The organism is Brevundimonas sp. Leaf280, from assembly GCF_001422455.1.
GTDB lineage: Bacteria > Pseudomonadota > Alphaproteobacteria > Caulobacterales > Caulobacteraceae > Brevundimonas.
This window is the reverse complement of record NZ_LMNC01000006.1, coordinates 239,894-263,105: the sequence shown is the minus strand read 5'-3', so window position 1 is coordinate 263,105 and position 23,212 is coordinate 239,894. Positions and strand designations below refer to the sequence as shown.

19 protein-coding genes and 1 tRNA gene are annotated in these 23,212 nt (G+C 65.4%); 6 read left to right on the top strand and 14 right to left on the bottom strand.

The window, feature by feature from the left end; genetic code table 11:
- The 4 genes from ASF31_RS14325 to rpsL form a co-directional block, all read right to left on the bottom strand.
- On the bottom strand, positions 1-165 hold a 165-nt coding region (locus tag ASF31_RS14325; RefSeq protein ID WP_156356038.1), incomplete at its 3' end, for a GTP-binding protein.
- A gap of 109 nt (positions 166-274) precedes the next feature.
- On the bottom strand, positions 275-2,353 hold the full coding sequence (fusA, locus tag ASF31_RS12380; protein WP_055754906.1) for an elongation factor G: 2,079 nt from the start codon (positions 2,351-2,353) through the stop codon (positions 275-277).
- Positions 2,354-2,498: 145 nt separating this feature from the next.
- Positions 2,499-2,972 (bottom strand): 30S ribosomal protein S7, encoded by a 474-nt coding sequence (rpsG, locus tag ASF31_RS12375; RefSeq protein WP_055754905.1) that lies wholly within the window; start codon positions 2,970-2,972, stop codon positions 2,499-2,501.
- Between the two features lie 81 nt (positions 2,973-3,053).
- Positions 3,054-3,428 carry a 30S ribosomal protein S12 gene (gene rpsL / locus ASF31_RS12370; protein ID WP_008260482.1) on the bottom strand — a complete coding sequence of 125 codons (375 nt, stop codon included), beginning with the start codon at positions 3,426-3,428 and terminating at the stop codon, positions 3,054-3,056.
- A gap of 394 nt (positions 3,429-3,822) precedes the next feature.
- Here rpsL and ASF31_RS12365 point away from each other — a divergent pair, with 394 nt between their 5' ends.
- The 3 genes from ASF31_RS12365 to ASF31_RS12355 all read left to right on the top strand — a co-directional run bounded on the left by ASF31_RS12365 (position 3,823) and on the right by ASF31_RS12355 (position 5,983).
- Complete coding sequence (locus ASF31_RS12365) at positions 3,823-4,419, top strand: hypothetical protein (protein ID WP_156356036.1); 597 nt, start codon at positions 3,823-3,825, stop codon at positions 4,417-4,419.
- Positions 4,420-4,835: 416 nt separating this feature from the next.
- A complete protein-coding gene (locus ASF31_RS14535; RefSeq protein ID WP_156356035.1) occupies positions 4,836-5,150 on the top strand; it encodes a hypothetical protein in 315 nt (104 codons plus the stop codon).
- On the top strand, positions 5,147-5,983 hold the full coding sequence (locus ASF31_RS12355; protein WP_055754902.1) for a hypothetical protein: 837 nt from the start codon (positions 5,147-5,149) through the stop codon (positions 5,981-5,983). Before ASF31_RS14535 ends, ASF31_RS12355 begins: the two co-directional genes overlap by 4 nt.
- Positions 5,984-6,263: 280 nt before the next feature.
- On the opposite strand, the gene rpoC is transcribed toward ASF31_RS12355, so the two are convergent.
- Both rpoC and rpoB read right to left on the bottom strand, forming a co-directional pair.
- Entirely contained in the window at positions 6,264-10,460 is a 4,197-nt protein-coding gene (gene rpoC, locus ASF31_RS12350; RefSeq protein ID WP_055754901.1) for a DNA-directed RNA polymerase subunit beta', read from the bottom strand.
- A 103-nt stretch (positions 10,461-10,563) separates the two neighbouring features.
- A complete protein-coding gene (gene rpoB / locus ASF31_RS12345; RefSeq protein ID WP_055754900.1) occupies positions 10,564-14,679 on the bottom strand; it encodes a DNA-directed RNA polymerase subunit beta in 4,116 nt (1,371 codons plus the stop codon).
- Between the two features lie 340 nt (positions 14,680-15,019).
- Between rpoB and ASF31_RS12340 the strand changes: the two genes are divergently transcribed.
- Positions 15,020-15,571: an FKBP-type peptidyl-prolyl cis-trans isomerase gene (locus ASF31_RS12340; protein WP_055754899.1), complete on the top strand. Its 552-nt coding sequence runs from the start codon at positions 15,020-15,022 to the stop codon at positions 15,569-15,571.
- Between the two features lie 3 nt (positions 15,572-15,574).
- On the opposite strand, the gene ASF31_RS12335 is transcribed toward ASF31_RS12340, so the two are convergent.
- From ASF31_RS12335 to ASF31_RS12325, 3 genes are all read right to left on the bottom strand, one after another.
- A complete protein-coding gene (locus ASF31_RS12335) occupies positions 15,575-16,003 on the bottom strand; it encodes a molecular chaperone DnaJ (protein ID WP_055754898.1) in 429 nt (142 codons plus the stop codon).
- A 7-nt stretch (positions 16,004-16,010) separates the two neighbouring features.
- On the bottom strand, positions 16,011-16,847 hold the full coding sequence (locus ASF31_RS12330; protein WP_055754897.1) for a division plane positioning ATPase MipZ: 837 nt from the start codon (positions 16,845-16,847) through the stop codon (positions 16,011-16,013).
- Between the two features lie 129 nt (positions 16,848-16,976).
- Positions 16,977-17,636: an SPOR domain-containing protein gene (locus ASF31_RS12325; RefSeq protein WP_162233965.1), complete on the bottom strand. Its 660-nt coding sequence runs from the start codon at positions 17,634-17,636 to the stop codon at positions 16,977-16,979.
- Between the two features lie 75 nt (positions 17,637-17,711).
- Here ASF31_RS12325 and panC point away from each other — a divergent pair, with 75 nt between their 5' ends.
- On the top strand, positions 17,712-18,572 hold the full coding sequence (gene panC / locus ASF31_RS12320) for a pantoate--beta-alanine ligase (RefSeq protein WP_055754895.1): 861 nt from the start codon (positions 17,712-17,714) through the stop codon (positions 18,570-18,572).
- A gap of 44 nt (positions 18,573-18,616) precedes the next feature.
- Here the strand turns inward: panC and ASF31_RS12315 are convergent, their stop codons facing one another.
- From ASF31_RS12315 to ASF31_RS14640, 4 genes are all read right to left on the bottom strand, one after another.
- Positions 18,617-19,339 carry a chorismate mutase gene (locus tag ASF31_RS12315; protein WP_235551330.1) on the bottom strand — a complete coding sequence of 241 codons (723 nt, stop codon included), beginning with the start codon at positions 19,337-19,339 and terminating at the stop codon, positions 18,617-18,619.
- A gap of 318 nt (positions 19,340-19,657) precedes the next feature.
- On the bottom strand, positions 19,658-20,233 hold the full coding sequence (locus tag ASF31_RS12310; protein ID WP_055754893.1) for a prephenate dehydratase domain-containing protein: 576 nt from the start codon (positions 20,231-20,233) through the stop codon (positions 19,658-19,660).
- A 90-nt stretch (positions 20,234-20,323) separates the two neighbouring features.
- Positions 20,324-21,694 carry a class II 3-deoxy-7-phosphoheptulonate synthase gene (locus ASF31_RS12305; RefSeq protein ID WP_055754892.1) on the bottom strand — a complete coding sequence of 457 codons (1,371 nt, stop codon included), beginning with the start codon at positions 21,692-21,694 and terminating at the stop codon, positions 20,324-20,326.
- A gap of 66 nt (positions 21,695-21,760) precedes the next feature.
- Positions 21,761-21,901 (bottom strand): hypothetical protein, encoded by a 141-nt coding sequence (locus tag ASF31_RS14640; protein ID WP_165116349.1) that lies wholly within the window; start codon positions 21,899-21,901, stop codon positions 21,761-21,763.
- Between the two features lie 243 nt (positions 21,902-22,144).
- On the opposite strand from ASF31_RS14640, the gene ASF31_RS12300 reads away from it, so the two are divergent.
- Complete coding sequence (locus tag ASF31_RS12300; RefSeq protein ID WP_082465140.1) at positions 22,145-23,140, top strand: ROK family protein; 996 nt, start codon at positions 22,145-22,147, stop codon at positions 23,138-23,140.
- Here ASF31_RS12300 and ASF31_RS12295 read toward each other — a convergent pair.
- Positions 23,097-23,171 (bottom strand) — tRNA-Val (locus ASF31_RS12295). The two genes, ASF31_RS12300 and ASF31_RS12295, sit on opposite strands and share 44 nt — an antisense overlap.
- Between the last annotated feature and the right edge of the window lie 41 nt (positions 23,172-23,212).

Genomic DNA, 23,212 nt, shown 5'->3' with positions numbered 1-23,212 from the left:
ATAGACCGGCCCGAAGTCCTTGAGCGTCTCGTCCTTCAGGGCTTCCAGGCTGTCGATGACGGTCATCGTGATCGCAGCCGTCAACGTCGTCTTGCCGTGGTCAACGTGACCAATCGTGCCGATGTTGCAGTGCGGCTTCGTCCGTTCGAACTTTTCCTTGGCCATTTTCTAGCTCCTAAGGTCCCCGAACCGGGGTTCCTGCAGTTTGGGGGTTAAGGACGCCCGGTCCTTACGGTCCGGGCGCATATAGGCGGGCTTTCCGAAAAGGGAAAGCTTAGGCGTACTTCTTGATCACTTCGTCGGCGACGTGTTGCGGCACCGGCTCGTAGTGGTCGTATTGCATGGTGAACTGGGCGCGGCCCTGCGACATGCCGCGCAGCGTGTTCACATAGCCGAACATGTTGGCCAGCGGCACGAAGGCGTTCACGACGGTGGCGTTGCCGCGCATGTCCTGACCCTGGATCATGCCGCGACGGCCGTTCAGGTCGCCGATGACCGAGCCGAGGTATTCCTCGGGGGTCACGACTTCCACCGCCATGATCGGCTCGAGCAGCTTGGGCGAACCCTTCTCCTTCAGCTCGCGGAAGGCGGCGCGCGACGCGATTTCGAACGCCAGCACGCTGGAGTCGACGTCGTGGTACTTGCCGTCCGTCAGCGTCGCCTTGAAGTCGATCAGCGGGAAGCCGGCCAGCAGGCCGTTGTCCTTGGCCGAGTTCAGGCCCTTTTCGACGCCGGGGATATATTCCTTCGGCACCGCGCCGCCGACGATCGAGTTCTCGAACACGAAGCCCGAGCCCGGCTCGCCGGGTTCGAAGGTGATCATGACGCGGGCGAACTGGCCCGTACCGCCGGTCTGCTTCTTGTGCGTGTAGTCGATGTCGACCTTGCGGCCCAGCGATTCACGATAGGCGACCTGCGGCGCGCCGATGTTGGCCTCGACCTTGTAGGTGCGCTTCAGGATGTCGATCTTGATGTCCAGGTGCAGCTCGCCCATGCCCTTCAGGATCGTCTGGCCCGACTCGTGGTCGGTCGAGACGGTGAAGGAGGGATCTTCCGAGGCCAGCTTGGCCAGGGCGACGCCCAGCTTCTCCTGGTCGCCCTTGGTCTTGGGCTCGACCGAGATCTCGATGACCGGCGCCGGGAACTCCATCTTCTCCAGGATGACGGGCGACTTGATCGGGTCACACAGGGTGTCGCCCGTGCGGGTTTCCTTCAGGCCGGCCAGGGCGACGATGTCGCCGGCGTAGGCTTCCTTGACGTCTTCGCGGTTGTTGGAGTGCATCTGCAGCATCCGGCCGACGCGCTCTTTCTTGTCGCGGCTGGAGTTCAGCAGCGACTGACCGGTTTCCATCTTGCCCGAGTACAGGCGGCAGAAGGTCAGCGAGCCGACGAAGGGGTCGTCCATGATCTTGAAGGCCAGCACCGACAGCGGCTCTTCGTCCGAAGCCTTACGCACGACGGGCTCTTCGGTCTTGAAGTCGATGCCCGGGGTCGGCGGGATGTCCAGCGGCGACGGCAGGTAGTCGACGACGGCGTCCAACAGCGTCTGCACGCCCTTGTTCTTGAAGGCCGAGCCGCACAGGATCGGATAGAAGGCGCCGGTCAGAACGGCCTTACGGATGCACTTCTTGATGGTGGCTTCGTCGGGCTCGTTGCCCTCGAGGTAGGCTTCCATCGCCTCGTCGTCCAGCTCGACGGCGTTGTCGATCAGGTACTGACGCGCGGCGATCGCCTTGTCCATCAGGTCGTCGGGGATCGGCACGTCCTTGTAGGAGGCGCCCAGGCCGTCGTTGTCCCAGACCACGCCGGTCATGCGGACCAGGTCGACCAGACCCGACAGCGAGGACTCAGCGCCGATCGGGAACTGGATCGGCACGGCCTTGGCGCCCAGACGGTCGCGGATCGACTCGACCGAGGCGTCGAAGTCGGCGCCGATCTTGTCCATCTTGTTGACGTAGACGATGCGCGGCACCTTGTACTTGTCGGCCTGGCGCCAGACGGTTTCCGTCTGCGGCTCGACGCCGGCGTTGCCGTCCAGCACGGTCACGGCGCCGTCGAGGACGCGCAGCGAACGTTCGACCTCAATGGTGAAGTCCACGTGGCCGGGGGTGTCGATGATGTTCAGGCGCTTGCCCTGCCAGAAGGCGGTCGTCGCGGCGGACGTGATGGTGATGCCGCGCTCCTGCTCCTGGTCCATCCAGTCCATGGTCGCAGCGCCGTCGTGGACTTCGCCGATCTTGTGGGATTTACCGGTGTAATACAGGATCCGCTCGGTCGTCGTCGTCTTGCCCGCGTCGATGTGGGCCATGATGCCGAAGTTGCGGTAGTCCTCGAGCTTGTGAGTGCGGGCCATGAAAGCGTGCCTTGAAAATTTCAGGACGCTCAGGTGCGCCCTCGGAAGGATGTCGGTGTTCGGATAAGCGAGCGCGGGCGATTTAACTTAAACCGCCCGCGCCGGAAACCCTTAGATAGTCAGCGCAGATGACGCTTTAAAGGCGTTACCAGCGATAGTGGCTGAAGGCGCGGTTAGCTTCGGCCATCTTGTGGGTGTCTTCACGCTTCTTGACCGCGGTGCCGCGGTTGTTCGAGGCGTCCAGCAGTTCGGCGGCCAGCTTCTCGGTCATGGTGTTCTCGCCACGCTTGCGCGCAGCGTTCACCAGCCAGCGGATGGCCAGGGCGCGGCGACGGTCCGGACGGACCTCGACGGGCACCTGATAAGTGGCGCCGCCGACGCGACGCGAGCGCACTTCGACCGACGGGGAGACGTTGTCCAGGGCGGCGTGGAAGGTCGCGACCGGCTCCTGGTCCTTCTTCTTCTCGGCCAGGATGTCGAAGGCGCCGTACACGATGTTTTCGGCGACGGCCTTCTTACCTTCGTACATGACGTAGTTCATGAACTTGGTGACGATCAGGTCCCCGAACTTGGGATCCGGCAGAACTTCACGTTTCTGGGCGCGGTGACGACGCGACATGGGGTATTCCTTGCAGTGCCCGACCAGCGCCGGGAAGATCTCGAAAAGGCCTCCGGGCGCGACGGCCCGGAGAAGAATGGCTTACTTCGGACGCTTGGCGCCGTAGTGCGAACGACGCTGCTTCCGGTCCTTGACGCCTTGGGTATCCAGAACGCCGCGCAGGATGTGGTAGCGAACGCCGGGCAAGTCCTTCACGCGGCCGCCGCGGATCAGAACAACCGAGTGTTCTTGCAGGTTGTGGCCTTCGCCGGGGATGTAGCAAACGGCTTCGTAGCCGTTCTTGGCCAGACGGACCTTGGCGACCTTACGCAGAGCCGAGTTCGGCTTCTTCGGGGTCGTGGTGTAAACGCGGGTGCAGACGCCGCGACGCTGGGGCGAACCCTCCAGAGCCGGCACCTTGTTGCGGGTGGGCTTGGGCTTGCGCGGCTTGCGGATCAGCTGGTTGATCGTAGGCATTCGAAACTCGTCTCGACTTCTGATGGAGGCGTGTGTCTTTCGACCGAAGCGCCTCTCGCCTTCTTGTGAACGGGGGACCATCCCCTCGCCCGGGTGTCATCGAGACTGAGCGCGCGACCACCCAAACAGAAAAACCGGAACGCGCGCTTTGGGCGTTCCGGCGGGCACAGCCCGTCCGTTGGATTGTCACGATCTCAGCGACCGGCGAACCGGTCACGCCTCGAAAGTGGGCGGCTTCTACGCGCGATGGGCGCGAAGGTCAAGGCGGAGACGTTAACACTCCAGAATGCAGCCGCTTCGATGAAGCCTAGCGGTCTTCAATAGAGCGACCTTTCGCCTGAAACCCGCCACGCTTCGCGCTCAGCTTGACGACACGACCAACCGGGGATGGGTCATGGCGGGGCTGGCCAGAACAGGGGCGATTGCGCTCTCGCTTGCGGTGAACGCAGGCCTGCTGACGCTGCTCGCGTCGGAGGACCGCCGCCCGGCGCCGCGTCGGGTTTCGGGACACTCGCCTCTCTACATCCAGATCGAACCCGTGATCATAGGGGCCAAGGCCCGCAAGGCGCCGGCGTCCCCGCCGCAAGCGCAGGACCAGCGCCGGGCGCCGGTCCATTCGCGCGATTCCGAGACTGCGGGATCGGACCCGACCATGACGCCGACATCGGATCGTCCGGCCACGCCCGCCTATGACCCGCGCTGGACCGTCCGACCGAGCGTCTCGCTCGACGCCGCCTGGCCGACGGGAAACGCGGTGCGCAATGGCGGACCGGATTGCCGGCCCGAAAGCGCACGGTCCACGCAAGACCGGCACGCTTGCCGTGCGCTGGCGAGCGCGGCTGGTGAAACAGCGCCGCCGATGGTGCGCTCCGGCGATGAGGAAAGGACAGCAGCCTTCGCCAAGGAAGCCGCCGTCAAGAAACGCTGGCGCGACTACCGCGAGGGCGACGGCGCCTACCCCGGGCTGCGGTCCCTATTCGGTAGGAACTGACGATGGCTGTTGTTGACCTCTTAACTGGGACGACGACGCCGACGAAGTCCCCCCGCCGTCTTGACTGGCGCAAGGCGGGCTTTGCGGCCGCAGCCGTCGGGCTGAATGCGAGCGCCGTGGCGCTTCTATCCCTGACCGATCCAGGGCTGCGCGCTCGTTCGCTGCGGCCTGCGCCGATGATCGTCTATCTTGAGGACGCCTGGCCGTCCCTGGTCCGCGCGCCGAGGAGCCCGTCTGTCACGTCCTCTGAGGACGCCATGGCCGCCCCCCGACCCGCGCAGACGTCGCAAGCGGATGCGCCGGACAGAGGCGATCCGGCGACGTCGGCGCCTCCGCCCACGTCTTTGAGCCAGGCGAAAGCAGACGACGGGATCGACGCCCGCTGGCGAGTCGATGGCCCTCTTGCGGAGCCGAAATTGTCTTCCCTTTCGTGCAACGCCCCGCACCGCCTCGCGCCCGACGACCGCCGCCGCTGCGAAGAGCGCTGGAGCGGCGGTGAAACCACGCCTGTCATCCGGGGAACGGGCAATGCCTATCGCGACGCCGCCTTCGCGCGACAGGGCGCGCGTCGTCTGGCCGCCTGGGAAGCGCAGCGCGCCGATCCGCCGCGTGTTCGGGGATCATGCGAAGATCCTAACCCCGTGGCAGGTTGCGCCGACGTGGACATCCGTGTTGAACTCTTTTCCTCGCGGGACGGCTTGCTGCCCAATCTCAGAAAGCGTCGCGAATGACCGTCGCCTCCGCGCCCTCCCCTTGCTTCTGGTCGCGACGTAACCGCCCGAACTGGCGCAAGGTCGGCTTGGCCACAGCCTCCGTCGCCATCAACGCGGGGCTGATCGCCACCCTGTCGCTCACCGCGCTGGGGATTGACGCTCCGCCGAGCGCGCTCGATCCACGTCCCCTCTACATCGACATCAGCCCACGCCCTCTCCTGCCGAATGAGCGGCCCCGCCCTGCGATGCAGACGCCCGAGCCCGTCGCCATGTCCGCATCGCGTGACGCTGGCACCATCGACGCCGCTCCCACAGACAGGGTCGCGTCCGCACCGGACAGTCGCCCTACCCCAATCCGTCCACGCATCGCTGCGCCCGCGCCCCAGGGCGCGCCCACGCCGCCGGACGCCTGGACCGTCAATCCGAACGATCGCGCCGGCGCCATGTCTCGCGTCCTGCGTCAGGGCCTGATCGGCTGCACCACGCCGCAACAGCTCAACGCCGCCGAGCGCGCCCATTGCCGCGAGGACGCCATGCGACGCGGCATGAACGCCGCTCCGATCACCGGCACGGGCAACCCCGAGCGTGACGCCGCCTTTGCGCGCGAGGGCGCACGGCGTCTGGCCGAATGGGAGGCGCGACGTCGTCCTCTGTCCGGCGGCGTCGGCGTGGTGGGTCCGGCGGACTGCGTCGGCTCGAACTTCGGCACGGGCTGCGCCGGCGCCCTATTGCCCGACGTTCCCGGCGTTGACATGCGTCAAGGCGCAGAGACGACAATCAATCGAGGCGAACGCCGCCGCCAAGGCCTCTCAGCCAGCATCGGCGGAGTACGAATCGGCGGTAAAGACTGACAATGAGGTCAGCGATGATCCAGGCAGTGGATGTCGTGCATAACCCCGCCAAGATGTATCGCGGCTATGGCTAGACCGACGTAACCCACACCGCACCAGAGGACGATGTTAAGGGCCATCACGACGGGCGAAGCCCGTTTCTTGGTCATGACGCATCCTCCCCCCTCACAATCAGAAGGAAAGCTCGACCACAATCAAGGCGCGGTCAACGGCTCATAGAAAAAGGGCGGCGCCGTCGCCGGCGCCGCCCCCTTCATGTCTTCGCTTTTGAAACGAAAGATCAGCTCTCGCTGCTCTCCAGCTCCAGTTGCAGATCGGCCGGCAGCGGCTCGATCGCCTCTTCCAGAGCCGAGGTCAGTTCTGCATCACGCTCGTTGGCGATCTTCTGCAGGCTGCGCAGATAGGCGCCGGTGCCGGCCGGGATCAGGCGGCCGACGATGACGTTTTCCTTCAGGCCTTCCAGCATGTCCTTCTTGCCGTGGACCGAAGCGTCGGTGAGGACGCGGGTGGTCTCCTGGAAGGACGCCGCCGAGATGAAGCTGCGGGTTTGCAGCGACGCCTTGGTGATGCCCAGCAGGACGGGCTGGGTGGTGGCCAGACGGCCGCCACGCTTCTCGACCTTGGCGTTTTCCAGAACGGCTTCTGCAACTTCGACGGTGTCGCCGCGGATCAAGGTGGTTTCACCCGAATCCAGCACTTCCACCTTCTGCAGCATCTGACGCACGATGACTTCGATGTGCTTGTCGTTGATCGGCACGCCCTGCAGTCGATAGACCTCCTGCACTTCGTTCACCAGATATTCGGCCAGCGCCTCGACGCCCTGGATGCGCAGCAGATCGTGCGGATCCGGGTTGCCGTCGATGATGTAGTCGCCCTTCTGGATCAGATCGCCGTCGTGGACGGAGATGTGCTTGCCCTTCGGGATCAGGAACTCGACCGGTTCGCCCTGCACGCCGTCGGCGTTGGGCTCGGGCGTGATCTTGATGCGACGCTTGTTCTTGTAGTCGCGGCCGAATTCGACGCGACCATCCATCTCGGCGATGACCGCGCAGTCCTTCGGACGACGCGCTTCGAACAGTTCGGCGACGCGCGGCAGACCGCCGGTGATGTCGCGGGTCTTGGCGCCTTCGGTCGGAACGCGAGCGATGATCTCGCCCGGCTTGACCTCATCGCCGTTCGACACGGACAGAACCGCGCCCACCGGCAGCAGATAGCGGGCGTCCGAACCGGACGACAGCTTGGCGTAGGCGTCGCCCAGGGTGACGCCCATGGCCGGACGCAGGTCCGAGCCGCGCGGGCTGGCGCGCCAGTCGCTGACGACGCGCTGGGCGATGCCCGTCGCTTCGTCGGTTTCTTCCTTCACCGACAGGCCTTCGACCAGGTCCTCGAAGCGCACGACGCCGCCGACTTCCGTCAGGATCGGGGTGGTGTAGGGGTCCCACTCCGCCAGGCGCTGGTTCTTCTTGACCTCGTCGCCGTCCTTGACGCGGATACGGGCGCCATAAGGAGCCTTGTGCGTCTCGCGGTCCTTGCCGTCCACGACCACGGTCACGATGACGTTGCGGCTCATGGCCACCAGGTCGCCGTGGGCCGCGACGACGGTCGGGCCGGTGACCTTGGCCGTACCGGCGTTGGTCGCCTCCATGAAGGAGGTTTCCGCCACCTGAGCCGTACCGCCGATGTGGAAGGTCCGCATCGTCAGCTGGGTGCCCGGCTCGCCGATCGACTGGGCGGCGATGACGCCGACCGCTTCGCCGATGTTGACGTTGGTGCCGCGCGCCAGGTCACGGCCGTAGCAGTGGGCGCAGATCCCGGCTTCGGCCTCGCAGGTCAGGGCCGAACGGACCTTGACCGACTGGACGCCCGCAGCCTCAACGGCCTCGGCGACTTCTTCCACGAGATAGGTGTCGGCGGGGAACAGGACGGTATCGGTGCCCGGCTCCTTGATGTCCTCGGCCGCATAACGACCCAGGATGCGCTGACCCAGCGAGACCAGCACGTCGCCGCCTTCCATCACCGCACGCAGGGTGATGCCGCGCGTCGAGCCGCAATCCTGCTCGGTGACGATGGAGTCCTGCGCCACGTCCACCAGACGGCGGGTCAGGTAACCCGAGTTGGCGGTCTTCAGCGCGGTGTCGGCCAGACCCTTACGGGCGCCGTGGGTGGAGTTGAAGTATTCAAGGACGGTCAGGCCTTCCTTGAAGTTCGAGGTGATCGGCGTCTCGATGATCTCGCCGGACGGCTTGGCCATCAGGCCGCGCATGCCGCCCAGTTGCTTCATCTGGGCCTGCGAACCACGGGCGCCGGAGTTGGCCATCATGAAGACCGAGTTGATGTCGGGGTTTTCACCCTCGATCAGCACGCGCGGTTGCGCGATCTCGCCCATCATGGCGTCGGCGATCCGGTCCGTGGCCTTGGACCAGGCGTCCACCACCTTGTTGTACTTCTCGCCGCGCGTGATCAGGCCGTCGGCGTACTGTTGCTCGTACTCCTCGACCTGAGTGCGGGTCTCGGCGACCAGCTCGACCTTCTTGGCCGGGATCACGATGTCGTCCTTGCCGAACGAAATGCCGGCCTTGGCGGCTTCGCGGAAGCCCAGGCCCATCATCTGGTCAGCGAAGATGACCGTCGCCTTCTGACCGCAGTGGCGATAGACCACGTCGATCAGATTGCCGATTTCCTTCTTGGTCAGGTTCTTCTCGAGCAGGCGATAGCCGACGTTCGGGTTGCGCGGCAGCAGAGCCGCCAGCTTCATCCGGCCCGGCGTGGTGTCGATGACCTTGGTCACCTCATTGCCTTCGGCGTCCTGTTCCGTCCAGCGCGCCTTGATGCGCGTGTGCAGGGTGACGACCTTGGCGTCCAGCGCCGCATCGATCTCGCCGATGTTGGCGAACAGCTTGCCTTCACCCGGCTCGCCGTCCTTGACCAGCGACAGATAGTACAGCCCCAAGACGATGTCCTGCGACGGCACGATGATCGGCTTGCCGTTGGCGGGCGACAGGATGTTGTTGGTCGACATCATCAGGACGCGCGCTTCCAGCTGGGCCTCGAGGCTCAGCGGGACGTGAACGGCCATCTGGTCGCCGTCGAAGTCGGCGTTGAAGGCGGTGCAGACCAGTGGGTGCAGGCGGATGGCCTTGCCCTCGATCAGCTTGGGCTCGAACGCCTGGATGCCCAGACGGTGAAGCGTCGGCGCGCGGTTCAGCAGAACCGGGTGCTCGCGGATGACCTCGTCCAGGATGTCCCAGACGGCGGGCTGCTCGCGCTCGACCATGCGCTTGGATTGCTTGACGGTGCCCGACAGGCCCTTGGCGTCCAGGCGCGCATAGATGAACGGCTTGAACAGCTCCAGCGCCATCTTCTTGGGCAGGCCGCACTCGTGCAGCTTCAGTTCCGGACCCACGGTGATGACCGAACGGCCCGAATAGTCGACGCGCTTGCCCAGCAGGTTCTGACGGAAGCGACCCTGCTTACCCTTCAGCATGTCGGCCAGCGACTTCAGCGGACGCTTGTTGGCGCCCGTGATCACGCGACCACGACGGCCGTTGTCGAACAGGGCGTCGACAGACTCCTGCAGCATCCGCTTTTCGTTACGGATGATGATGTCCGGCGCGCGCAGCTCCATCAGGCGCTTCAGGCGGTTGTTGCGGTTGATGACACGGCGATACAGATCGTTCAGGTCAGAGGTCGCGAAACGACCGCCGTCCAGCGGCACCAGCGGACGCAGTTCCGGCGGGATGACCGGCACGATCGTCAGGATCATCCACTCGGGCTTGTTGCCCGATTCCAGGAAGGCCTCGATCAGCTTCAGGCGCTTGGACGCCTTCTTGGCCTTCATTTCCGAGGGATTGTCGGCCAGCTCGGCGCGGTGCTTTTCAGCTTCCGCGTTCAGGTCGATGCCCATCAGCAGGTTGCGGACGGCCTCGGCGCCGATCTCGGCGGTGAAGCCGTCATCGCCGAACTCTTCCTGGTAGCGATAGAACTCGTCTTCCGTCAGCAGTTGGTTCTGCTTCAGCGGGGTCAGGCCCGGCTCGGTGACGATGTAGTTCTCGAAGTACAGGACGCGCTCGACGTCCTTCAGCGCCATGTCCAGCATCAGCGAGATGCGGCTGGGCAGCGACTTCAGGAACCAGATGTGGGCGACCGGCGCAGCCAGGTCGATGTGACCCATGCGCTCGCGGCGAACGCGGGCCAGGGTGACTTCGACGCCGCACTTCTCGCAGATGATGCCCTTGTACTTCATGCGCTTGTACTTGCCGCACAGGCATTCGTAGTCCTTGGTCGGGCCAAAGATACGCGCGCAGAACAGGCCGTCACGCTCGGGCTTGAACGTACGGTAGTTGATGGTTTCCGGCTTCTTGATCTCGCCGAACGACCAAGAACGGATCTTCTCGGGCGAGGCCAGGGCGATCTTGATCTGGTCGAAGGTCGGGGTGACCGGGACCGGGTTGAAGATGTTCAGGACTTCCTGGTTCATCTTGATTCCTTCTGCGGGGCTGACCCGCGAAAATTATTCAGAACGGAGAAAAGCGGAGGGATCGCCCTCCCCCGCCGTGGCGAGAGAGGGCTCGTGATCCGGATCAGCTGTTCCCCAGCTCCACGTTCAGACCCAGCGAACGCATTTCCTTGATGAGCACGTTGAAGCTCTCGGGAATGCCGGCCTCGAAGCTGTCGTCGCCACGGACGATGGCCTCGTAGACCTTGGTCCGGCCGGCCACGTCGTCGGACTTCACCGTCAGCATCTCCTGCAGGGTGTAGGCGGCGCCGTAGGCTTCCAGAGCCCAGACCTCCATTTCCCCGAAGCGCTGACCGCCGAACTGCGCCTTGCCGCCCAGTGGCTGCTGGGTGACCAGCGAGTACGGGCCGATGGAGCGGGCGTGGATCTTGTCGTCGACCAGGTGGTGCAGCTTCAGCATGTAGATGTAGCCGACCGTGACCGGACGCTTGAACTGCTCGCCGGTCTGACCGTCGTACAGGATCGACTGTGCCGACTTGTTCAGCCCAGCTTCTTCCAGCAGACGCTCGATGTCGCCGATGTGCGCACCGTCGAAGACCGGGGTCGCGAAGGGCACGCCCTTGGACAGGTTCTTCGCCAGTTCGATCAGCTCTTCCTCATCCTGCGGCAGCGGGGTTTCCGGGCCGTAGATATGGGTCAGACGATCGATCAGCGCCTGCTTCTGACCACCCGCTTGCCAGGCTTCCAGCAGACCGGAGATCTGCTTGCCCAGACCGGCGGCGGCCCAACCCAGGTGGGTTTCGAAGATCTGGCCGATGTTCATGCGCGACGGCACGCCCAGCGGGTTCAGAACGACGTCGACGTGCGTGCCGTCTTCCAGGTGCGGCATGTCCTCGATCGGCAGGATCTTGGAGATGACGCCCTTGTTGCCGTGACGGCCGGCCATCTTGTCGCCGGGCTGAAGCTTACGCTTCACGGCCACGAAGACCTTGACCATCTTCATCACGCCGGGGGGCAGTTCGTCACCGCGCTGCAGCTTCTCGACCTTGTCTTCGAAACGACGGTCCAGTTGCTTGCGAGCATCCTCGAACTGGCGCTTCATCGCTTCCAGCTCGCCCATGGCCTTTTCGTCGTCCAGGGCGATCTGCCACCACAGACCACGGCTGACCTCGGCCAGCTTCTCGTCGGTCAGTTCGCCACGGCCGATGCCCTTGGGCCCCGACACGGCGTTCTTGCCGACGATCAGCGGCTTCAGGCGGCCATAGACGTTGCGCTCGAGGATTTTGAGCTCGTCGTCGCGGTCCTTGCCCAGACGTTCGATCTCGGCGCGTTCGATCGCCATGGCGCGCTCGTCCTTGTCGACGCCGTGACGATTGAAGACGCGAACGTCGACGATCGTGCCGGCGACGCCGGGCGGCAGGCGCAGGGAGGTGTCGCGCACGTCCGAAGCCTTCTCGCCGAAGATGGCGCGCAGCAGCTTCTCTTCCGGCGTCATCGGGCTTTCGCCCTTCGGCGTGACCTTGCCGACCAGGATGTCGCCCGGCTGGACCTCGGCGCCGATGGCCACGATGCCCGCTTCGTCGAGGTTGCGCAGGGCTTCCTCGCCGACGTTGGGGATGTCGCGCGTGATTTCCTCAGGGCCAAGCTTCGTATCGCGGGCGGCGACTTCGAACTCTTCCAGGTGGATCGAGGTGAAGACGTCGTCGCGCACGATGCGCTCGGAGATCAGGATGGAGTCTTCGAAGTTGTAGCCGTTCCAGGGCATGAAGGCGACCAGGGCGTTGCGGCCCAGAGCCAGTTCGCCCAGGTCCGTCGACGGACCGTCGGCGATGACGTCGCCGCCCTTCACCTGATCGCCCACGCGCACGATCGGGCGCTGGTTGATGCAGGTCGACTGGTTCGAACGCTGGAACTTCGACAGGCGGTAGATATCGACGCCAGAGCGGGCGGCGTCCACGTCGCCGGTGGCGCGCACGACGATCCGGGTGCCGTCGATCTGTTCGACGACGCCGTCACGACGGGCGACCACGACGGCGCCGGAGTCCACGGCCACGACCGCTTCCATGCCGGTGCCGACCAGCGGCGCGTCCGACTGCACCAGAGGCACGGCCTGACGTTGCATGTTGGCGCCCATCAGCGCGCGGTTGGCGTCGTCGTTTTCCAGGAACGGGATCAGGGCCGCAGCGACCGAAACGACCTGTTTCGGCGACACGTCCATCATGTCCACGGCGTCCTTGTTCAGGAGCTGGGATTCACCGTTGATCCGGCCGGGAACCAGGTCCTCGACGATCTGACCATTCTTCAGTTCGATGTTGGCCTGAGCGATCGTGTACTTCGACTCTTCCATGGCCGAGATGTAGACCACCTCGCCCTGGGCCTGGCCGTCCTTCACGCGGCGGTACGGGCTCTCGATGAAGCCGTACTTGTTGACGCGCGCGTGGGTGGCCAGCGAGTTGATCAGGCCGATGTTCGGGCCTTCCGGCGTTTCGATCGGGCAGATGCGGCCGTAGTGGGTCGGGTGCACGTCGCGGACTTCAAAGCCCGCGCGCTCACGCGTCAGACCGCCCGGGCCAAGCGCCGACAGACGACGCTTGTGGGTGATTTCCGACAGCGGGTTCGTCTGGTCCATGAACTGCGACAGCTGCGACGAACCGAAGAACTCGCGAACCGCGGCGGCGGCCGGCTTGGCGTTGATCAAGTCGTGCGGCATGACCGTGTCGATATCGACCGAGGACATGCGCTCCTTGATGGCGCGCTCCATGCGCAGCAGACCGACGCGGTACTGGTTTTCCAGCAGCTCGCCGACCGAACGGACCCGGCGGTTGCCCAGGTTGTCGATGTCGTCGATCTCGCCGCGGCCGTCCTTCAGGCCGACCAGGATCTGCAGCACCTTCAGCACGTCTTCCTTGCGCAGGACGCGGATCTCGTCAGAGACCTCGGGGCTTTCCAGACGCATGTTCATCTTGACCCGGCCGACAGCCGACAGGTCGTAGCGTTCGCTGTCGAAGAACAGCGAGTTGAACATGGCCTCGGCGGCTTCCGGGGTGGGCGGCTCGCCCGGACGCATCACGCGATAGACGTCGAACAGGGCGTCCTCGCGGTTGTCGTTCTTGTCCACGCGCAGGGTGTTGCGCATGTAGGCGCCGACCGTGACGTGGTCGATGTCCAGCACTTCGATGGTGGTGAAGCCGTTTTGCTCCAGCACTTCGATGGTCGGGGCGTCCAGTTCGTCGCCGGCCTCGGCGAAGATTTCGCCGGTCTCGAAGTTGACGGCGTCATTGGCTAGATACTTGGTGACCAGGGCGTCGGCGGCCAGCGACAGCGAGGTCGTCGTCTCGCCCAGCTTCTTGGCGGCGCGGGCGCTAATCTTCTGACCGGCCTGGGCGACCACTTCGCCGGTGTCGGCGTCGATCAGGTCGAACTCCGGCTTAACACCGCGCCAGCGCTCGGCCTTGTAAGGCGTGACCCAGCCTTCACCGCGCTTCTCGTAAGGCACGGTCTCGTAGAAGGTCTTCAGGATTTCTTCGCCGTCCATCCCCAGACCCATCAGGAAGGTCGTGGCGGGCAGCTTGCGGCGGCGGTCGATGCGCACATAGACCACGTCCTTGGCGTCGAACTCGAAGTCGAGCCACGAGCCGCGGTACGGGATCACGCGGGCGGCGAACAGCAGCTTGCCCGACGAGTGCGTCTTGCCCTTGTCGTGGTCGAAGAAGACACCCGGCGAACGGTGCATCTGCGACACGATCACGCGCTCGGTGCCGTTGACGATGAAGGTGCCCTTGTCCGTCATGAGCGGGATGTCGCCCATATAGACGTCCTGCTCCTTGATGTCCTTGACCGAACGGGCTCCCGTTTCCTCGTCGGTCTCGAACACGATCAGGCGCAGCTTGACCTTCAGCGGCGCGGCATAGGTCATGTCGCGCTGGATGCACTCCTCGACGTCGTACTTCGGCTCTTCGAACTCGTACGAGACGTATTCCAGGATGGCGCGTTCGTTGAAGTCCTTGATCGGGAACACCGACTTGAAGACCGCCTCGATGCCCTGCTCCTTGCGGACGCCCGGACGGACCTCGCGCTGCAGGAACTGTTCGTAGGAAGCGCGCTGAACCTCGATCAGGTTCGGCATCGCGATCGCTTCGGGGATACGCCCGAAGGATTTGCGGATACGCTTCTTGCCGGTGAACGAGGTGGCGGAAGCGATCTGACCGTTGATGGCGAGATCGTGGGCGACGTCAGTCATTCAGTGTTTCCCATGGCGCACGCCCCGGGGAAGGCGTGCGTGAAATGCAGCAGCCACGGCGCGCGTCTCCGCGTCCGCAGCCAGGGTTTCGGCATCCACCCTCGGCCCGCTGCCGGGCCAGGACGCCTGAAATGTACCGGCTCCCTGGGAAGGAGCCGCGCCTTCGCTCGGTCGGAGGGCGACGGACCGGGCCTCGGCGCTTGCGCGCAGACTCATATGGAGTGTTGCGGAGCGCGCACATATACGCGCATTCGCGACGAAATAAAGGCCCAAGGGAACCTTTTCGACAGAGCCGACCAATCTCATTGCGAGCGACGAAGGCCTGATCTAGCGTCGCCTTATGACACGGATCGCCCTGCCTCTGCTCGCCGCTCTCGCCCTCTCCGCCTGCGCCACCCATCGCGCGCCGGTGACCTATGCCGAGACGGCTTCGGCCGCCGCGCGCGCCGCCGATCAGGTCAATGGCCAGGGGGCCCTGACGCCGCAGCAGGCCTGGGACGCCGGCAACACCGCCTACCTCGCCTGGAACGGCGCGCGGCGCGGCTGGACCACCACCGAAAGCGGCCTGCAATATCGCCGCGTCGGCAAGGCCCACCCCGAGGGCGCTCAGCCGAAGGCGACCGACACGGTCAAGGTCCACTATCGCGGCACCTTCATTGACGGGCGCGAGTTCGACAGTTCCTACGCCCGCAACGAACCGGCCGAGTTTCCGCTGAACCGCGTCATCAAGGGCTGGACCGAGGGCGTGGCCCTGATGCGCGTCGGGGAAATCTACGAATTCGTCATCCCCGCCTCGCTGGGCTACGGCTCGCGCTGGGTCGGCGGCGACGAACTGCCCCCCAACTCCACCCTGCGCTTCTCGGTCGAACTGCTGGACGTCAAGCCGGGCTGACGCTCAGCGACGTCCGGATTTTCCCAGCAGCCGATCGCGCGCGGCGTTGACGCGCGTCGCCAGCCCCTCCGTGCCGCCCTTGTCGGGGTGGGCGCGGGCCATGGCGCGTTTCCATGCCGAACGGATTTCGGCCTCAGTCGCGGTTGGTCCGACGCCCAGCACGGCGCGGGCGTCAGCCTCGCTGATGGGTTCGGATTGAACGATCGGTCTCTGACGAGAGGACCAGGCCAGATAAAGCCCTGCCCCGGCCAGCGCCGCCGCCGTCAGCCACGATCCACGAAACGCCGCCAGCGCGCCGCCCGCCAGCAGCACCGCGCCCAGCAAGGTCGCGGTCACGCGCCAGTGGGCGCGTCCGCGTCGCTCGGTCTGCCGGCCCAGCCGCACTAGCGCCCAAACGGCGATCGCCGCCAGGGCCAGCCAGATCAAACCCATCAGGCGATCAGGCCGCCACGTCCAAAGGGCTCAGCACCTGCTCCAGGCCCATCGCCATCATCAGATTGCGCATCTCCTGGCGCGCAGCGACGTGGGCCAGGGACACCGCGACCGGCCGGATCTCGTTCGACAGGTCGGCCACCGTCAGGCCGAACGGGAACAGCTCGCGATAGATGACCCGATCGCGCAGGCCCGGACCGACGCGGAAGCCGACGCGTTTGGCCAGCTTGGTCATCCGTTCTTCCAGACGCTTGCGGTTGCGGGCCTCCGCGACGGCGAGGCGATTGGTGACCACCAGCCAGTCGATCGTGGCGTGACGGCCCTGGGCGATGGCGCGCTGCTTGCGCGCCTCCCAGACGCTCTCGGAATAGATGGAGGGCTTCAGCAGCTCCAGGGTGACCGGATCGACATCGCCCAGCAGATCGAAATCGACGAAGCTGTCGTTCATCGGCGTCACGATCTGATCGGCGCGGGCGTGGGCGGCGTTCGAAACGGCCGTGTCGCCGCCGGGCGTGTCGATCAGGATGCAATCGACGCCCCGCGCCGACGCCTCATCGAAAGCGCGCTCGAAGGTGGCGATCTGTTCGGCCACGTCCGCCTTGGCCAAGGCCTTGCCGTCGCCCATGTCAGGAATGAACGGCTGGGGCAGATCGTGCCCGTTCGCGGCCAGCCAGGCCAGACGATTGTGGAAGAAACGCTGCATCGAGCGCTGGCGCAGGTCCAGATCGATGATCGCCACCGAGCGCCCGGCGTGCAGCAGGCCGGTCACGATGTGGATGGCCAGGGTGGACTTGCCCGCCCCGCCCTTTTCGTTGCCGAGGACGATCACATGCGGCTGCGTCATTCGAGGGAATCCTCTGTGCCGACCGCGCGACTCAGACTGCGCGGTCCTAAGTCCGGCGAGACTCGGCCTCAACGGGCCAAACGTCAACGGAACCTTAACGCAGACCTGTGGACGGCGAACCGGGGTCGGTCAGCTGTTGCGCGCGCACCAAGCGTCGGCGACAGCGACGGAGCGGCACACCGCAGCGGCGGTTTCGGTCGAGACCGGCCCGACCTTCAGCCGCGTCAGCCGACGGCCGTTGACCTCGACCTCCTGATAGATCGGCGACAATCCCGACAGGTCTGACGTAGCCTTCATCCGATCCCAAGCCAGACGCGCGCCGGCCGCACTGGAATAGGCGCCCAGTTGGATTGTTCGCCCGGTTTCCCGCGTCGCCGGAAGGCTGGCGGGACGCAGCACCGGCGCCTGAACCCGCGAGATCGCCTCATCCGCAACGGCTTTCACGACCGCCGGCGAGGCAGCCCGTACAACCGCGTCGCGCAGCCCGGTATCCTCACCGACGGGGCGCAGACCCGCCTGAACGTCACGAGCGTCCCACATGGCGTGAGGATCCATGACCGCCACCTTGACCGGCGTGAAGCGCACAGGCCGCAGTCCAGCCTTTTCAGCCACGGCATGCCGGGTTTCGCGATCGCGGGCCGATAGCGGAATGTCGATCGACGCGACGTTGTCGGCCATCGCGCTGAACCGATGGGGATCGCTGTCCACCGCGCCACAACCGGCGACGGCTAGGCTGCTGGCGAAAGCCAGGGCGATCAGAACTGGACGGGTCGCTTCTGCGGGCGTCATAAGCACGACCATAGAGCCCAGACTTTGCGGTCTGGTGCATCAACAGGCTTAAGCGGAAAGGTTAATCGCTTCATCATGATAGACGCCGCCCCCCTCCCCGTCGTCCGCACCGTCGCCGACCTGCGGGCGATCGTCCGGGACTGGAAACGTCAAGGCCTGAGCGTCGGCATGGTTCCGACCATGGGCGCCCTGCATGAAGGCCACCTGACCCTGGTGCGCGAGGCCGCACGCCGCGCCGACCGCGTCGTCGCCTCCAACTTCGTCAATCCGACCCAGTTCGCGGCGCATGAGGATCTGGGCAAATATCCCCGCCAACAGGAGGAGGACGCCCGTTTGTTGGCCGGCGCCGGCTGCCATCTGATGTTCGCGCCCTCAGCCGACGAGATGTATCCGGAAGGCTTTGCGACAACCGTCGCCGTCGCCGGCCCGGCGCTGGGTCTGGAAGGCGACTTCCGGCCTCAGATGTTCGGTGGGGTCGCCGTGGTCGTCACCAAGCTGTTCAACCAGGTCCAGCCCGATGTCGCGATCTTCGGCGAGAAGGACTACCAACAGCTGATGGTCGTTCGCCGGTTCGTGCGCGACCTGGACCTGCCGGTCGAGATCGTCGGCGCGCCGACGGAGCGGGACGGCTGGGGTCTGGCCCTGTCGTCACGCAACGCCTACCTGTCAGAGACCGAGCTTGAAACCGCCCGCCGTCTGAACGGCATTCTGGCGGAGGCCGGCGTCCATGCCTCAAGCGGCCGCCCCCTGCCAGGCGTCGAGCGTGAAGCCTATGCGGCCCTTCTGAAAGCCGGGTTTGATCGCGTCGATTACGTCGCCATCCGCCACGCTGAGGACCTGACGCCGTTCCGCAACGACATCGTCGACGCCCCCGCGCGCATCCTGGCCGCCGCCTGGCTGGGCAAGACGCGACTGATCGACAATATGGCGGTCTGAAACGACAAGGGCCGCATCCGTTCGCCGGATGCGGCCCTGTCAGATCATCCGATCGCGCCGACGCAACCCTCTGCGTCGCCTGGCGCCAGATCGGCGTCGGTCAGGGCGATGGTCCAGCCGTGATGTGTGTTCAGGCCCCAGCGCCGCGCGCCGCCGCCATCGCCGGCGTCCCCACCCGCCGTGACCACCACGCGTCGGCCCTTGGGCAGAGCCGGCGGATCGATCTTGCCCACCGCCAGAGACGTCGGCGTCTCGCCGCCGTAACCGTCGAACACGCTCAGCATCGACCATTCACGACGCAGGCCCATCCACCAGGCGTCCTCGGTATTGATCGCCAGCACAGCGATCCCGTGGCCCTCGGCGGCGAAAGCCAGAGCTTTTTGCGGATCGCGCACCATCTTGATGTCGGCGGCGGCGCCGAAGCGCAGGCGCGCGCCGTCATAGGCGCGTGTCGGTTCGATTGGGGCCCAGACCTGGACCTGAAGCCGGCCCTGGCGCGCCAGGCCCCAGCCGACGATCTCGCGCCACAGATGTTCGACCGCCTCGGCATTCTCGGGCTGCGCCTGCTTGAGCATGCGCGAGAGGACGGTTTGTTCGCGATCGGGACGCAGCTTGGTGTGCGGTCCCGTGGGTGCGTCCTTGGCCCTGCCGACGGTGGCGGCGATGGCCAGACGTTGCTCGAACAGGGCCAGGATCTGGTCGTCGATGCCGTCGATTTCGGCGCGCAGGGCGGCCAGCGCCTGCTGTTCGGGGGTCAGGTCGGCCATGTCAGGCCAGACTTGCTGAAGGTTGGAATGGGGCATGGGAAAGGGCTTTCGGCATTCTGAGATTCGATATGTGCAGGGGCGAACAGCCGCTCTGGTCCAGAGCGGTCGCCGGTGAAGCAGTCAGGGACGGAGTGCGCCCGACGCCTCAGCCGGCGTATCGAAAGCCGTAAAAGCCGTAGCCGAAATAGAGGCCGGAAACCGCGCGCGAACGGTCGAAAGAAACAGAAAGAGCGCGCAGGCGGGACATGGTCCGGTTCCGGTTGATGCGGATCGTGTTGCGACCCGTCGGTGTCTTAAGGACGCAAAGACCGTGCGCAGTCAAGCCTCAGGGAAGCTCAACAGGACAAAACGCGTCTGATTATCGCTGGAATCCTGCAAGTCGTTGCGCAGGATCGACAGACCATACACCTCAGCGGCGCCGACCGGGGCGATGGCCGCCCGTGTCGGGTCGCCCGCTTCTGCCACATCGCGCGCCGCGCCTGCGGTATCGAAATGCTCGATGACCTCGACATTCAAACCGGCCAGCGTGTCCTTGCACTGGGCCAGGGCGATGGGGTGGCTCTCGACCGTGCGGATATCGGACAGACGCGCGCCGTCGATCGCCATCAGCGCATGACGGATCGGCCGCCAGACCTGGGCGACCGGCTCCACGCCAAGCGCACCGACCAACGTCGCCGCCGGCTCGACCACGCCGATGGTCGAGTTCTCGACCGGGATCAGGGCGCAACCGCAGTCGCCGGCGCGCAGCGCATCCAGGGCCTGGGCGAAGGTTTCGAACGCCACAGCCTCGTCCCAAGGACGCAGGGCCAGACAGGCCTCATGGCTGAACGATCCGGGCGCGCCCTGATAGGCGACCCGGCCGGGCTTTTCCTCAGTTGGAGCCGCTACTTGCATCGATCACTTCCTCGGTCTCGGATCGATCTGGCGCTGCCTCGGTGGCGTCACCATGACCGGATCGGCCCGCATTTGGGGCGCTGACGACGGCTAGGCCGCCGCCGACTGCGCCACCCGCCCGGCCTTCAGCCGCTCCGCGACCAGGAAGGCCAGCTCCAGCGCCTGGTCCGCGTTCAGGCGTGGATCGCAGTGGGTGTGATAGCGGTTTGACAGGTCGTCCTCAGTCACCGCCTGGGCGCCCCCGATGCATTCGGTGACGTTCTGGCCGGTCATTTCCAGATGGACGCCGCCGGGGTGGACACCTTCGGCCTCGGCCACATCGATAAAGGTCCGGACTTCGCTCAAAATTCGGTCGAACGGCCGGGTCTTGTAGCCGTTTCCGGCCTTCAGCGTGTTGCCGTGCATCGGGTCGATGGACCAGATCACCTTGCGGCCCGAGGCCTTCACCTCGCGCATCAGCCTGGGCAGACGCTCGCCGACCTTGTCGTGACCGAAGCGTCCGATCAGCGTCAGGCGACCCGAGACATTGTCCGGGTTCAGGGCGTCGATCAGCGGCAGCAGGTCGTCGGCCGTCATGGTCGGCCCGCACTTCACGCCGATGGGGTTCTTGATCCCCTTCATGAACTCGACGTGGGCGCCGTCCAGCTGACGCGTGCGCTCGCCGATCCATAGCATATGGGCCGAGGTGTCGAACCATTCGCCCGAACCGCCATCCAGACGCGTCAGGGCGCTTTCGACGTTCAGCAGCAGGGCCTCGTGACTGGTGAAGACCTCGACCCGGCTCAGATCCGGATGCGTCTCGGGCGTAACGCCGACCGCCTCCATGAAGGCCAGGGCCTCGGTAATCTTGTCGGCCAGCTCACGGTACTGGGCGCCGGCGGCGTTGTCTCCGGCGAAGCCCAGAGTCCAGCGATGGATGTTGTATAGATCGGCGTAGCCGCCGCCGGCGAAGGCGCGCAGCAGGTTCAGCGTCGAGGCCGACTGGTTATAGGCGCGGATCAGACGTTGCGGATCGGGCGCGCGCTCCTCCGGCGTGAACCCCATGCCGTTGATGATGTCGCCGCGATAGCTGGGCAGTTCGACGCCGTCAATCTCCTCCAGCGGCGACGAGCGGGGCTTGGCGAACTGGCCCGCGATCCGCCCCACCTTCACAACCGGCTTGCGTCCGGCGAAGGTCAGGACGACCGCCATCTGAAGGATCAGACGGAAGGTGTCGCGGATATTGTCGGTCGAGAACTCCTTGAAGCTTTCCGCGCAGTCGCCGCCCTGAAGCAGGAAGGCGTCACCCCGCTCGACCTGCGCCAGCTTCGACGTCAGGCGCCGCGCTTCGCCGGCGAAGACCAGCGGCGGCAAGGCGCGCAGCTCGTCTTCCACCCGCGCGAGGGCGGCAGGATCCGGATAGTCCGCCGGCATATGCAGGGCGGTCTTGGTTCTCCAGCTTTCGGGGGTCCAGCGTGTCATCGCGCAAGAATAGGACTTCGCGCCTATTCAAACAACGAAAAGCCAGGAGGATTTTGCCGCGAAATGTCAGTCTTCCGAAGAAGGCGACTTTTCCGCCGCAGCTTCAGCCTTGCGTTCGGCCTTCGCCGCCGCCTTCTCGGCCGCCTTCAGCGCTGCGGCGCGCTCACGTTCCTGACGCTCAAAGCTATAGTTGGGTTTGCGAGCCATCGGCGTCCTCGTCTCAAATCTTGATCTTGCGGTGAAGGTGACGATGCATGGGGCCGGACGCAATCGCCAAATCCAGCACCATGCAAAAGCAGCTCACAGCAGTCTCTCCTTGCGCGTCAAAATCTTGGCTGCAGCGTCGAAGGCGATGAACAGGCGAGCTAAAAGGGTCATGGGCTCTGAACGCTTGGCCTTATTCGATGTTCAGTCCCGCAAACCTTCGTCGCACCCAGCAGGCAGGCGCCCATGTCGACCCAACCCACCCTCCTTGGCGGTGTCGAAGCCGGCGGCACCAAGTTCATCTGCGGCGTCGCCGCCGCCGACGGCGTGATTGTCGACCAGATTCGTATACCCACGACGTCGCCCGACGAGACGCTCGATGCGGTTGCAGCCTTCTTCGTCAACGCCCAGTCGAGGCACGGCCGGCTTTCTGCGCTGGCGACCGTCAGTTTCGGCCCTTTGTCCCTGAAATCCGACGCGCCGGACTTCGGCGCCATCACCAGCACGCCCAAGCCCGGGTGGAGCGGCGTCAACCTGTTGGCCCGTCTGAGCCGCCGCCTAGATGTTCCAATGACGCTGGACACCGATGTGAACGGCGCGGCCGTCGGCGAACATCTGTTCGGCAGCGGGCAAGGGCTGGAGAGCTTCTGCTACGTCACGGTTGGCACGGGCGTGGGGGTCGGGGTGATGATTGACGGCGCGCCGCATGGCGGGGCGAACCATCCCGAAGCCGGTCATATCCGACTGCCCCGCGCCAAGGGCGACGAGACGTTCTCGGGCGTTTGTCCCTTCCACGGTGACTGTCTGGAAGGCTTGGCGAGCGGGCCGGCGCTGCAAGCGCGCTGGGGCGCGGCGGCCGAGACTTTTTCTCGTGATCATCCGGCCTGGCCGATGGCGGCGGAGTATATCGCCGGTCTGTGCACCAACCTGACCTATACGCTGCGGCCGGAGCGAATCATCATCGGCGGCGGCGTGATGCAGCCGCACATGTACGATCTGGTCAGACAGGCGCTGGTGAGACAGCTCGGCGGCTATGGCGCGAGCCTGCGGGATCTGGATATGAAGACCTACATCGCGGCGCCGACTGCGGGCGTATCCGCGGGTCTGATCGGCGCATTGGCCCTCGCCTACCGTTCTGTCACAGGCACGTGGCCCAAGGGATGGGCGACGCAGGGCCACGATCAGATCGAAGTGGAGATGGTGGACGCGACAGGGATTGAACCTGTGACCCCCTCGGTGTGAACGAGGTGCTCTCCCGCTGAGCTACGCGTCCTTGCCTTGCGGAGGCGGCGACATAGCCCGGTCGCCGGCCCC